This is a genomic window from Streptomyces sp. NPDC025638, assembly GCF_055558775.1.
Genome location: NZ_JBVHLX010000001.1, coordinates 710672 through 723676 on the forward strand (window position 1 = coordinate 710672; position 13005 = coordinate 723676).

General features: G+C 70.4%; 9 protein-coding genes. All 9 read left to right on the top strand.

Annotation, left to right across the window (positions count from 1 at the left end; translation table 11 throughout):
• Positions 1-110 precede the first annotated feature (110 nt).
• Positions 111-1970 (top strand): GMC oxidoreductase, encoded by a 1860-nt coding sequence (locus ACZ4EG_RS03115; RefSeq protein ID WP_467789317.1) that lies wholly within the window; start codon positions 111-113, stop codon positions 1968-1970.
• Positions 1971-2266: 296 nt separating this feature from the next.
• Positions 2267-3187, top strand: coding sequence for a TauD/TfdA dioxygenase family protein (locus ACZ4EG_RS03120; protein ID WP_467789318.1), 921 nt, complete (start codon positions 2267-2269; stop codon positions 3185-3187).
• 53 nt (positions 3188-3240) lie between these two features.
• Complete coding sequence (locus ACZ4EG_RS03125) at positions 3241-4545, top strand: MFS transporter (RefSeq protein ID WP_467789319.1); 1305 nt, start codon at positions 3241-3243, stop codon at positions 4543-4545.
• 37 nt (positions 4546-4582) lie between these two features.
• Positions 4583-6289 carry an aldehyde dehydrogenase family protein gene (locus ACZ4EG_RS03130; RefSeq protein WP_467789320.1) on the top strand — a complete coding sequence of 569 codons (1707 nt, stop codon included), beginning with the start codon at positions 4583-4585 and terminating at the stop codon, positions 6287-6289.
• A gap of 18 nt (positions 6290-6307) precedes the next feature.
• Positions 6308-7789: a long-chain-fatty-acid--CoA ligase gene (locus ACZ4EG_RS03135; RefSeq protein ID WP_467789321.1), complete on the top strand. Its 1482-nt coding sequence runs from the start codon at positions 6308-6310 to the stop codon at positions 7787-7789.
• 142 nt (positions 7790-7931) lie between these two features.
• Entirely contained in the window at positions 7932-8150 is a 219-nt protein-coding gene (locus ACZ4EG_RS03140; RefSeq protein WP_467789322.1) for a hypothetical protein, read from the top strand.
• Entirely contained in the window at positions 8147-9799 is a 1653-nt protein-coding gene (locus tag ACZ4EG_RS03145; RefSeq protein WP_467789323.1) for a sodium/solute symporter, read from the top strand. Before ACZ4EG_RS03140 ends, ACZ4EG_RS03145 begins: the two co-directional genes overlap by 4 nt.
• A gap of 971 nt (positions 9800-10770) precedes the next feature.
• On the top strand, positions 10771-11487 hold the full coding sequence (locus tag ACZ4EG_RS03150; RefSeq protein ID WP_467789324.1) for an ANTAR domain-containing protein: 717 nt from the start codon (positions 10771-10773) through the stop codon (positions 11485-11487).
• Positions 11488-12137: 650 nt separating this feature from the next.
• A complete protein-coding gene (locus tag ACZ4EG_RS03155; RefSeq protein WP_467789325.1) occupies positions 12138-12788 on the top strand; it encodes a hypothetical protein in 651 nt (216 codons plus the stop codon).
• Positions 12789-13005 lie beyond the last annotated feature (217 nt).

Genomic DNA, 13005 nt, shown 5'->3' on the forward strand with positions numbered 1-13005 from the left:
AGCACAGTCCAGGTTTTCGGCCGGTACCCACCCCGATAGGCCGCCGGCCCCCTCGCCGCAACCCCGCCAACGGCGCGGGCCGCCCTCACCGCATCCCTCGGAGGCTGACCATGACGACCCCCACGACCTCCCGCGACCGCAATCAGTCGTCGGAGGGCGACGCCTACGACTACGACGTCGTCGTGGTCGGCTCCGGCTTCGGCGGGGCGGTGTCCGCCCTGCGGCTGAGCGAGAAGGGCTACCGCGTCGCGGTCCTGGAGGCCGGCCGCCGATTCACCCCCGCCGACCTGCCGAAGAACTCCTGGGACCTGCGCAACTACATTTGGGCACCTGCCCTCGGCCTCTACGGCATCCAGCGCATCCATCTGCTGCGCAACGTGCTCATTCTGGCCGGCGCAGGCGTCGGCGGCGGCTCCCTCAACTACGCCAACACCCTGTACGTGCCGCCGAAGGCGTTCTTCTCCGATCACCAGTGGGGGCACATCACCGACTGGGAGCAGGAACTGGCCCCGTACTACGACCAGGCGCAGCGCATGCTCGGCGTGCGGCTCAACCCCACCGTCACCCGCTCCGACACGCACCTGCAGGCGGTCGCAGAGAAGATGGGGGTGGGCGACAGCTTCCACATGACGCCGGTCGGCGTCTTCTTCGGCGACGGCAACGACGCGCCCGGCTGCCGCCGGGCTCAGCCGGGCGACGAGGCCCAGGACCCCTACTTCGGCGGTGCGGGACCTGCCCGCCGGGCCTGCACCGAGTGCGGCGAGTGCATGACAGGCTGCCGCCACGGGGCCAAGAACATGCTCACCGAGAACTATCTGCATCTCGCCGAACGCAACGGCGTCGAGATCCACCCGCTCACCACCGTCACCCGCATCAGCGAACAAGACGCCGGCCACCTCATCGAGACCCGCCGCTCCGGCTCCCGCAGACGGGGCAAGCGCAGCCTCACCGCCCGCCACGTGGTCGTCGCCGCCGGCACCTACGGCACCCAGAGGCTCCTGCACACCCTCAAGGCCCGGGGAGACCTGCCGCACCTCTCCGACCGGCTCGGCCACCTCACCCGCACCAACTCCGAGGCCGTGGTCACCGCACAGACCACCGACCGCCGCTACGGGCGGCGTGCCGACTTCACCAAGGGCGTGGCGATCACCTCGTCCATCCACCCGGACGAGCACACCCACATCGAGCCGGTGCGCTACGGCAAGGGCTCCAACGCCATGGGCCTGCTAGCGGTGCTGCAAGCACCCGGGGGCGGCCGCGGCCCACGCTGGCTGCGCTTCCTCGCCACCTGCACCCGACACCCCGTTCTCCTCGCCCGCTCGCTGAGCAAGCGCCGCTGGTCGGAGCGGACCATCATCGCCCTGGTCATGCAGTCCCTGGACAACTCCCTCACCGTCTCGCCGAAGAAGGTGCGCCGGGGCGCGGCCAAGCTGACCTCCCGCCAGGGACACGGGGCCCCCAACCCGAACTGGATCCCGGCCGCCGAAGAGGCGGCCCGCCTGCTCGCCCACGAGATCAACGGCTTCCCGGGCAGCTCGGTCGGCGAGATCTTCGACATCCCGCTGACCGCGCACTTCATCGGCGGCTGCCCCATCGGTGACAGCCCCGACACCGGCGTCATCGACCCCTACCACCGTCTCTACGGGCATCCCGGCATCAGCGTCGTCGACGGCTCCGCCATCTCCGCCAACCTCGGGGTCAACCCCTCCCTGACGATCACCGCCCAGGCCGAACGGGCCATGTCCCTGTGGCCCAACAAGGGCGAGGCCGACCTGCGTCCCACCCAGGGCGAGCCGTACCGGCCCACCCCACCGGTCAAACCGACTCGTCCCGCGGTGCCCGAGGCCGCCTTCGCGGCCCTGCGCCTTCCGTTCCTGCCCGTTCCCACCGTCAGGCCGAAGGCGGCCGAGGCCCGAAACACGGAGAAGTCCTCGCAGCGACTCGCCGACGTGGACGACGCCCCGAGGTGAACCGATGCCGAGGTTGCCTCGGAGGCGATGTGGCGGCGCATGTGGGATGCCGCAGGAATTCGCTCCGCAGCAACGCTCGTGGCGTCGCCGCTGGTCTACCGCCTTCTGGCGGAGCGCGAACTGCCCGTTGAGCACCTGGTGGACGAACTCGTCGACCTCGTCGTCCGCGCTGTGAGCGGCCCGGCCTGATCCGGGCCGGCCCCTTCGAAAAAGTTGCCGACAGGCTCTTGTTCACCCGCACCCCAATATCGATACTGCCCGTAACGATTTTCCGGGCGACCGCCATGGAGGCCCACATGTCTGCCCCTGCCACACCCCGACCCGCCGTCGACAAGCCGCTGATGCACTACGGCCCGCGCACGCTCGAGCGCGCCGCGCCGGGCATGCCTGCATTCGCATACCAGCGGCTGCGGATCTCGCCGCTCACCTCGCACATCGGCGCGGAGATCGGCGGTGTCGACCTGTCGCAGCCGATCGGCGAGGAGCTCGCCGAAGAGCTCAAGCAGGCGCTGCTGGAATGGAAGGTGATCTTCTTCCGCGGCCAGCACGCTTTCGACCCGGACGCCCAGCACGCCCTCGCCGGGATCTGGGGCGAGCCGGAGCCGAACCCCTTCTTCCCGAAGGGCGACACCATCGGCGTCTCACGCCTGGCCAAGGACGCCATGACCGTCGGCAGCGAGAACATCTGGCACAGCGACCACTCCTTCATGGCCGCCCCTGCGCTCGGCTCCGTCCTGCGAGGGGTGGAGATCCCGCCCGCCGGCGGCGACACGATGTGGGCGGACATGGGGGCCGCGTACGACAACCTCAGCGAGGCCATGAAGGAGCGCATCGAGGACCTCACCGCGGTGCATGACTGGGTGCCCAGCTGGGGTGCGCTGATGACGCCGGATCAGGTAGAGGCGCTGCGTGTCTCTCTGCCGCCGGTCGAGCACCCGGTCGTCGTCCGGCACCCGCGCACGGGACGCCGACTGCTGTACGTCAACGAGCCGTTCAGCGTGCGGATCGTGGGTCTGTCCGACGAGGAGAGCCGCGAGCTGCTCGAGGAGCTGGTGCTCCAGGCCCGCGTTCCCGAGTACCAGGTCCGCTTCCGCTGGCAGCCCGACTCCGTCGCGATCTGGGACAACATCGCCACCCAGCACTACGCGATCAGCGACTACTTCCCGCAGCGCCGGGTGATGGAGCGCATCGCGATCGCCGGCGTCCCGCTCTCCTGACCTCCGATCAACCATCCTCCCTGCTCTCCAGCAGCATTCACCGCGGAGCCACCGTGACCGACACCGATGTCGCACCCGTCCAGCCCGCCAAGCCCCGGAAGAGACCGGGTGAGTCCAAGCGCCGTGCGTGGACTGTCACCGGGCTCCTCGTGGTGTTCATGATGGTCAACTTCGCCGACAAGTCCGTCCTCGGACTGGCGGCCGACCCGATCCGTCACGACCTCGGACTGTCGGCCACCGGCTTCGGGTTGGCGAACGGCGCCTTCTTCCTGCTGTTCTCCATCTCCGGTGCAGCGGTGGGGCTGTTGGCCGACCGCCTCCCGCCCCGATGGCTCCTGCTGATCATGGCCCTCCTATGGTCGGTCGCGCAGACGCCGATGGCGCTGGGTGGCGGCATAGCCATGCTGGTCGCTTCACGGATTGTCCTGGGAGCAGCGGAGGGACCGGCCTTCCCGGTCGCCCAGCACAGTGCCCTGGCCTGGTTCCCCGACCATCGCCGCAACCTCCCCGGTGCCCTGATCACCGTCGGCACCGCCTCGGGTGTCGTGATCGCGGCACCGGGACTGACCTGGGTGATCCATCACCACGGCTGGCGCTCGGCCTTCGGTGTGGTTGCGGCGGTCGGCGTGCTGTGGGCGGTGGTGTGGGCCTTCGTCGGCCGCGAGGGCAGCCACGCGAACCCCGCCCCGGGCAGTACTCCGGATGTCCTGCCCGGCTCCGGCGCCGTCGTCCCCTACCGCCGCATCCTGCGTACCCGTACCTGGATCGGTACGACGGTGGCCTACTTCGGAACCTACTGGTGCCTTGGCCTGCTTCTGGTGTGGGTGCCCTCGTACCTGCACGACGGCCTGGGGTACCCCACCACTACTGCGGCGAGCCTGATCGCCGTGCTCTGGGCGGTCGGCGCGGCCGCTGTCCTCGGGCAGGCCGGGCTGACCGGATGGCTGCTGCGGCGCGGCGTGAGCAGCCGGTGGGCCCGTGCCCGCGTCGGCGGCATCACCCTCATTGGCGGGGCGCTGAGCTGCCTGGCCCTGCCGGTGGCCCAGCCCGGGCCCGTGACCGTACTGCTGCTGGTCATCACCTTCGGACTGTGCGGCGTGATGACGAACATCGCGGTCACCTCGATCGCCGAGCTCGCCCCGGAGCAGCGCCGCGGTGGCGCCCTGGGAGTGATGAACGCCGTGGTGACCACGGCCGGTCTCATCGCTCCCGTCCTGACCGGCCGCCTGGTCGACACCCAGGGAACGGACGGCTACCGGCACGCCTTGCTGCTGTCGGGTGTCCTGCTCCTGCTCGGCGGCGTGGCCGCCGTGACCCTCGTCGACCCCTCCCGGGACGCGCGCCAACTGACCGCATGACCGCGTTCCCCCGTCCGTCCGCCCGCCAAGGAGTCACGTGAAAAGCACCGCCCTCGACACCGTCGGCCTCGACCGAGCCGTCGCAGACCTGCGCCGGAACGCCGAGTCCTGGTGCTCCACCCCGCTCGCCGAGCGCATCGCCCTGCTGGAACGACTCATGCCCCGGATCCGCGCCGCGGCCCCCGACATGGTCGAGGCCGCCTCCCGGGCCAAGGGATATGCGCCCGACTCCCCCTGGGCGGCGGAGGACTGGGCCGGCGGGCCCTGGGCCCTGGCCCAGAACACCAGCGCCTACCTGCACGTCCTGCGCCGGATCGCCGCAGGAAAGGACCCGGTCGCGGCGGGGGCCGTACGGCAGCAGGGCGGCCGTACTGCGGTCGGCGTCTTCCCCTCCACCGGATGGGACCGGGTGCTGCTCAGCGGATACTCCGCCGAGGTGTTTATGCGCGACGGCATCACGCCCGAGCAGGTCCTGGCGGAGGCGGCCGGGGAGTACCGGGGCGCCGCGGGCCGGCCCGCGGTCGCGCTGGTGCTCGGGGCCGGGAACGTCGCCTCGATCACCGCGCTCGACATCCTGCACAAGCTGTACGCGGAGGGCCAGGTCGTACTCGCCAAGATGAACCCGGTCAACGCCTATCTGCGCCCCTGCTTCGAGCAGGTCTTCGCCGAGTTCATCGCGCGCGGCTGGGTCCGTTTCGTCGACGGCGGCGCCGCCGAGGGCGCCTACCTCACCGGCCACGATGGAGTGGACTCCCTGCACGTGACCGGGAGCGACCGCACCCACGACGCCATCGTGTGGGGCACCGACGAACATGCCGAGCAGCGCCGCCGTGACGACAGGCCGCTCGTCGACAAGCCGTTCACCAGCGAACTGGGCGGCGTCAGCCCCTGCATCGTGGTGCCGGGCCGGTGGAGCGACGCGGACTTCCGCTTCCAGGCCGAGCACATCGTCACCAGCAAGATGAACAACTCCGGCCACAACTGCATCGCCAGCCAGGTCCTGGTGCTGCCCCGCGAGTGGGCCGGCGCCGAACGGCTGCTGGACGAAATCCGCACCGTGCTGCGCGCACTGCCCCCGCGCACCGACTACTACCCCGGTGCCGGGCAGCGCCTGACGGCCGTCCGCACCGCACATCCCGCCGCCGAGGTCCTCGGGGAAGACAGCCGGATCCTGGTGCCGGACATCACGCGCCACGAGGACATGATGATCACCGACGAGGTGTTCGCCAGCGCCCTCGGCGTCGTGCGGCTCCCCGGCGACAGCCCGGCCGAATTCCTCGGCCATGCAGTCGACTTCGCCAACGACCGTCTTCCCGGCACCCTCGGCGCCACCCTGATCGTCCACCCGAAGACCGAGAAGGCCCATCCGGTCACGGTCGGATCGGCCATTGCCAAGCTGCGCTACGGGACCTTGGGCGTCAACTGCTGGTCCGGGGTGGGCTTCCTGCTCGGCTACACGCCCTGGGGTGCGTTCCCCGGACACACCCGCCAGGACATCGGCAGCGGCACCGGCTTCGTCCACAACGCCTTCATGCTCGAGGGCGTCGAGAAGACGGTGGTGCGCGCACCGTTCGCCCCGGCCCCGCGTGGTCTGCTCACCGGTTCCCCGTCGCTGTCCCCGCGTCCGCCGTACTTCGTCACGATCCGTACCGGCCGCACCACGCTCGAGCGCGTCACCGGCTTCACCACCGCCCCCCGCATCGCCCAGCTGCCCGCCATCTTCGCCTCCGCGCTCCGCGGCTGATCAGGAACGAATGCCCTCATGAACCTCAATGACTTCCTTGCCCATGCCGCCGACGACCACGGCGACCGCCTCGCGGTCGAGCTCGGCGACCGGGGGCTCACCTACGCAGAGCTCGACGCCCTGGCCGGCCGTACCGCCGCATTCCTCGTCGCCCACGGTGTCGCCCCCGGTGACCGGGTGGGGCTGATGCTGCCCAACCTGCCGGAGTTTCCCGTCCTCTACTACGGGATCGTGCGCGCCGGTGGGGTCGTCGTGCCGATGAACCCGCTGCTCAAGCCGCGCGAGATCGCGCACTACGTACGCGACTCCGGCATGGCGCTGCTCCTCGCCTGGGACAGCGTGGCGGACCAGGCCCGGGCCGGCGCCGAGGGCACCGGGACCCCGGTCGTGCCGATCGTGCCCGGCGGACTGGAGGACCTGCTCGGGGCGCATCCGGACCCGGCCCCGTCCACACCCAGGGAGGACGACGACCTCGCCGTCATCCTCTACACCTCCGGCACCACAGGCGTTCCCAAGGGCGCGATGCTCACCCACGCCAACCTGGCACGCAACGCCGAGATCACCGCGCGCACCCTGGCCCGTTTCACCCCCGACGACGTCGTGATGGGCTGCCTCCCGCTGTTCCACGCCTTCGGCCAGGCGTGCGCCATGAACGCCGCCGTGGTGGCGGGTGCCAGGCTCACCCTGCTCGCCCGCTTCGACGCCGCCGAGGCGCTGCGCACCATCGAGGAGCAAGGGGTAACGGTCTTCGAGGGCGTACCGACCATGTACTCCGCCATGCTCGCCGAGCGCCTGAACGACCCCCACGAGCACGACACGAGCTCACTGCGCCTGTGCGTCTCCGGTGGCGCTTCCCTCCCGGTCGAGGTCCTGCACGTCTTCGAGACCGTCTTCGCATGCATCGTCCTGGAGGGCTTCGGTATGTCCGAGACCTCCCCGGTGGCCTCGTTCAACCACCCGGACCGGCCCCGCAAGCCCGGCTCCGTCGGCACCCCCATCGAGGGCGTCGAGATGTGTGTCCTCAGCCCGGAGGACGGCGTCGGCGAACTGTGTGTACGCGGCCACAACGTGATGGCCGGCTACTGGGGGCGCCCCGACGCGACCGCGGAGACCGTCGTGGACGGCTGGCTGCACACGGGAGACCTGGCCCGCGTCGACGACGACGGCTACTACTACCTCGTCGACCGGAAGAAGGACCTGATCATCCGCGGTGGCTTCAACGTCTACCCGCGCGAGATAGAGGAGGTGCTCTACGAGCACCCCGGCGTCGCCGAAGCTGCCGTGATCGGCGTCCCGCACGCCACCCTCGGCGAGGAGGTCGCCGCGGTGGTCACCCTGCGGCCCGGCACCGAGTCGTGCGACGACGAGCTGCGGGAGTTCGTCCGCCGGCGCGTCGCGCCGTACAAGTACCCCCGCGAGATCAGGATCGTCGACGCCCTGCCCAAGGGACCCACCGGCAAGATCCTCAAGAGGCAGATCACCCTCCCGGAAACCCACTGATCTCCGGCCGCACCGTCACGTCCTCTCGCATGTGATCCCCCACGCCCGACCTTCCTGCGCCGCCCAACACCGTACGGAGATCGCCATGACCCACCTGCACTCCGCCCGTCTTCACCATCGTCGACGGCCTTACCGCCCAGGTGTGTCCTTCGCCCTGGTCAACGGATCGGCGTTCGTCGCACACGTGCTGCTGGCCTGCTCCGCAGCCGACTTGTTGGCCACCCGCGTCTGGCGAGAGACCAGCATCGGCGAACTGGCCATGCTCCTCCAGGGCTCCCTGCTGGTGTGGACGGCGGTGCGGTACGACCGCCGCGCGGACCGAGGCCCGGCCCCCCACGCGGACGGGGAGGAAAGCAGATGAGTCCGCGGATCCTGCTCGCCACGCCCGGCGCCCTGGACAGCGACACGCAGAGCTTCGTCCTGGTGGGCTTTCTGACGTTCATCGTCCCCATCCTGCTGATCTGCGCCCTCAGCGGCCCCGACAGGGACCGGATCAACGACTTCTACACAGCCGGACGCAGGCTGAAACCCCTGCGCGGGGCCCTCGTCCTTACCGGCGTCTATCTGCCCACCGCCGCGGTGCTCGGCACCACGGGAAATGTCGCCCTGTTCGGCTACGACGGTCTCTTCATCACCCTGTGCACCGTACTGTCGCTCGGCGTGCTCCTCCTGCTGGCACGCCCCCTGCGCGAGCACGCCGGTTACACCCTGGGCGACACGTTCGCCCGGCGGGCTCCAGGGCCGGGGGTGAGGATCGCAACCGCCGTCGTGACCTTGAGCGTGTGCGTCCCCGTTCTGGTGGTGCAGCTCTCCGGCGCGGGCGTGACCACCACGGCGCTGCTGGGAATGACCGGGCCCGGCGCCGAGAAGACCGCCATCGTCATGATCGGCGCACTGGTTGTCTGCGCCACGGCGTTCAGCGGCATGCGGGGCACGATCGTCATTCAGGTGATCAAAACGGTGGTACTGCTCGGCGCAGCCCTGACGGTGGCAGCGGTGGTGCTCCATCGCTTTCACTGGAGCGCCGATTCCTTGATCGACGCCGCCGGACAGGGCAGCGGCCGGCCCGCCGCCTACATGCGTCCCGGCCTCCGCTATGCCGCGAGCAACGACCCCGAAGGCACGCTCGACTTCATCGGCCTGCTCCTCACCATCGTGCTGGGAGTGGCCTGTCTGCCACACGTCACCATGCAGCTCAGCACCGCTCCCGACGGAGCCTCCGCACGCCGTACGGTGCGTCACACCATCGGCATCGTCGGCGTGTTCTGCCTCACCACTGCTCTGATGGGTTTCGCGGGCGCCGCATTGATCGGTGCACCGGCGATCGTTGCCGCCGACCGCGGCGGCAACAGCACCCTGCTGCTGCTCACCGGCCAACTGGCCGGCGGCTCGTCCACCCACGCGAACGGGGCGCTTCTCGTCGTGCTGGTCTCTTGTGCCGTGTTCCTCACCACGCTGGCCGCCGTGGCGAGCATCACCCTGGCGGCCGCGGGGACCATCGCCCACGACCTGTACACGCAGGCGCTGCGCCGGGGGCGCACGACCGAGGGCCGGGAGGTGTCCGCCGCCCGCCTGTCCTCCGCCGGGGTCGGAATCCTGAGCATCGTGCTGGCGGTCTGGGTGCAGGGATGGAACGTCCTGTTCCTGACGTCGATGTCCCTGGCGGTGGCGGCCTCCTGCCTGCTTCCGGCGCTGGTGTACTCACTCTTCTGGGGCGGCTACACCCGAGCCGGGCTGCTCTGGACGCTGTACGGGGGCCTGGGCTGCGCCGTTGGACTGCAGATCGGCAGCCCCGTCTTCTCCGGTACTCCCTTGGCGCTCTTCCCGCAGTGGCACATCGACTGGTTCCCGCTGGAGACGGTCGTCCTCGTGTCGATTCCCGTCGGCTTCCTGTTCGGCTGGCTGGGCAGCGTTGTAGGAAGGCAAGGAAGGAACGACGGGCAAGGAGGTCCCGAACAGCCGAACAGCCAATGGGAGCCGCCGGTTACGGAGCACGACTGGATCACGTGACCTCACGGCAGCCGGAGCGCGTGATCCGGCCGCGAGGGCAGAGGCGCCGCGGGCCCGAACTCGCCGTCCCCATAGGGTAGTTCGCCACCCCGGCAGCCATCACGGCGGTCGTTGCCAGGGTACGATCACGTGGTGCTGCCAGGCGGCCTCCGCCTCCCCGGTTCGGCACGACGCCGGTCCGCCTGCTCCCACACTGACTCCCTCAGCTGTCGGGCAGTCAGCTCGCCTTCCTCCTGGGACCCCGTCACCGACGGCACCGGCATCTCACAGCCTGCGCGGTCTGCGGCACCGCTACGACACCGTCATCCGGGGCGGTGCCCCCGAGGTCATCGACCACTACCCGGCGTGTACGAGGGCCTCGGGCTGCGGGCCGTCCTTGGTCCGCGTCACGGGCTGAAGCGTCGGCTCCATCTCGTGCGCTTGGGAGGCATGGAAGTGGTCGACCAGCAGCCGTCGGGCACGCCAGGCAGCCGCAGGTCGACCTCACCGTCGGCGGCCTCGAAGCTCGAAGTACGTCGCTCTCACCCTCGAAGAGGCCGACGAGCTGCGGGCCAAGCTCAACGAGTTCATCGCGGCCGGGCGTGATTACGTACAGCCGGAGGCGGTCGCATCGCTGCAGGAGCTGATCGACTGCTGCGGTGTGCGCGTCGTCGAGTGCGAGTCGGCCCCGAAGGGGTTCTGCGGGCCCGCGGTCGGCGACACCCGGCAGGGTGGCCCGGTCTGGGTGACCGTGCCCAGGGACACCACCGGACCCCGCCTGGAGGAACGGGTGACCGCTCTGCTCGCGGAACTCCATGAGAGGGAGCCGAAGCTGATCGCTCACGACGGAACCGAGGTTCGTCAGGCCGGACGGGCACCTGGTGTGCCGACATGGCCGGAGGCTCGGGACGCGGCCCGGGGCCGGGGCAGCAGGGTGCGGGCCGTACGCTCATCAGGGCCCGGCGGGAATAGTCTCCATCGAGGGTGACACCATGAATCAGCAGCTCCTGGCCAAGACCTTCGTCGAGCTGGCGGACAACCTGGTCGCCGACTTCGACCTCATCGACTTCCTGCGCCTGCTCACCGACCGCTGCGTAGGGCTGCTCGGCGTGAGTGCCGCCGGGGTGCTGCTCGCGGACCGCGACGGCGAACTCCGCTTGATGGCCGCCTCCGACGAACAGGTACGGCTGCTGGAACTCTTCCAGCTCCAGAACGACGAGGGCCCCTGCCTGGAGTGCTTCCGCACCGACACCCCCGTGGTCGTCCCCGACCTGACCCGGGAGATCGACCGCTGGCCGCGCTTCGTCACGGCGGCTCACCGCAGCGGCTTCGGGGCGGTCCAGGCGCTGCCCATGCGCCTGCGGGAGGAGACCGTGGGCGCCCTGAACCTCTTCCGCGCCGCCCCCGGCCCCTTCGACCCGCTCGCCACGCACATCGCCCAGGCCCTGGCCGACGTCGCCACCATCAGCCTCCTGCAACAACGCACCGCTCAGCGCAGCAGCGTCCTCAACGAGCAGTTGCAGACCGCGCTGAACAGCCGCGTACTGATCGAACAGGCCAAGGGCAAACTCGCCGAACGCCAGGGCATCGACATGGAGCAGGCGTTCACCGCGCTGCGTGGTTACGCCCGCGCGCACAACCGGCGCCTGTCCGACCTGGCCCGCGCCTTCATCGACGACTCCGAACCCCTCCTCGGTCTGGGATCCTGACCCACTGCGCCCGCACGCGGCCCCTGCACCCGGGTTCGCGGTCCGTACGGCCGCCGCCGCACTGCGGCGGCGGCCGTACGTGGCGCGAGGATGGGAGGCCCCCCTCCACCGTGTCCTCGCGCGCTGTCCTCCGTGGCGGCGGGACTTGGTGGGAACACCCCGTCTGGAAATGCCTGGAGGACGGAGGCTGGAGCCGCGCACTGCGGCGATGCGGCTCCGGCCGGGCCTGGTCCGACTCGGGGGCTGGGAGCCTGGATGGGGAGACCTGCTGCCAACCGACACGGTCGCAGCCCCGTCTTCCCTGCGTGGAGCCTAGAGCAGATACAGGCGAAGCGGAACAGGGCCGTTCGCAGGCGCCGCCCGTGTACCCGGGACGTCGTCAGGCGGTCCTCCTCGGAACACGGGGGTCGGCCATCACCTGGTCGTGCGGGCGTACCGGGAAGGCGACGCGAGCGGCGACACCCGGTCGGCACACTCACCGCCAGCTGCCTGGGCCACAGTGGCCCCGTGCCCCCAACGGGCCCCGGCGCGGCGCCGATCCGGGGCTATGCTGGCGTACAGACGTCCCGGACCCAGGCGCCGCACCGCCCATCGACCACGATGGCACTCCCGTACATCTCCCGGTCTTCTGAACCGAACCGAGGCGCCCCATGAGCAGCCCGCGGCACCCGCACGACCCCGAAGGCTCAGAGCCTCCCGGCCTGGACACGGTGCGGCTGCGCCGGCTGAACCGCTGGCAGGCCGAGGGCCTGCGGGAGGACCTGGCGGATCTGTACGTGGAGTCGTCCGTCACCCCGCCCGGCGAGGAGTTCCGCGGCCGGCAGGAGTTCCTGCGCCGGCTGGAGCGCGACGTACGACGGCCTGGATTCGACATGCTGGTCGCCGAGGCAGAGGGTTTGACCGGCTGTGTCTCAGGGATCCCCGTGCCGCGCGACGGCTCCTGGTGGGAGGGGTTCGACGGGCCGATGCCGCAGAACCTGGAGCAACTGACCGCGTCCGGGCATGTCTTCGCGATTCTCGAAACCGTCGTCCATCCGCACCGGCACGCCCACGGGCTCGCCCGCCGGCTCCAGGAGCGGCTGCTCGCCGACCACCAGTCCTCGCTCGGTGTCACCTTGGTGGATCGGTCCGCCCGCTCGGCCTGTGCCGCCTTCAGGGACTGGGGCTGGCAGGAGGCGGGGCAGATCCACCGCCCACCTGGCCCAACGGCTTTGAGCGTACTGGTTCTTCTTCTTGGCGAGCGCACGGAGGACCATCCGGACGGCCTCGCCCACAACGACCGGACCCAACGGCCCGTATAGCCGCCCGCAGCGGCCGGACACGGCGCGTACCAGGTTGCGCCCAACGCCGGGGAGCCGGGGTGTGTCGGGTCGTACGTGCACTGACCCGGCGTGCGCTCAAACGGGATTCGGCCATGGTGCGGTGGACGGGCGCGGAATGTGTACGCCTTGCTTCCGAGGTCCTTCCACGTGCGCCGGGCGGGATCGCCCCTGTCGCCCCGCGTGAGTGGAAGGAGGG

Bases quoted from the DNA above. Each gene is read 5' to 3' on its own strand.
- ACZ4EG_RS03145 (WP_467789323.1), top strand. From the start codon at position 8,147: ATGAGTCCGCGGATCCTGCTCGCCACGCCCGGCGCCCTGGACAGCGAC.
- ACZ4EG_RS03155 (WP_467789325.1), top strand. From the start codon at position 12,138: ATGAGCAGCCCGCGGCACCCGCACGACCCCGAAGGCTCAGAGCCTCCC.
- ACZ4EG_RS03115 (WP_467789317.1), top strand. From the start codon at position 111: ATGACGACCCCCACGACCTCCCGCGACCGCAATCAGTCGTCGGAGGGC.
- ACZ4EG_RS03120 (WP_467789318.1), top strand. From the start codon at position 2,267: ATGTCTGCCCCTGCCACACCCCGACCCGCCGTCGACAAGCCGCTGATG.
- ACZ4EG_RS03150 (WP_467789324.1), top strand. From the start codon at position 10,771: ATGAATCAGCAGCTCCTGGCCAAGACCTTCGTCGAGCTGGCGGACAAC.
- ACZ4EG_RS03135 (WP_467789321.1), top strand. From the start codon at position 6,308: ATGAACCTCAATGACTTCCTTGCCCATGCCGCCGACGACCACGGCGAC.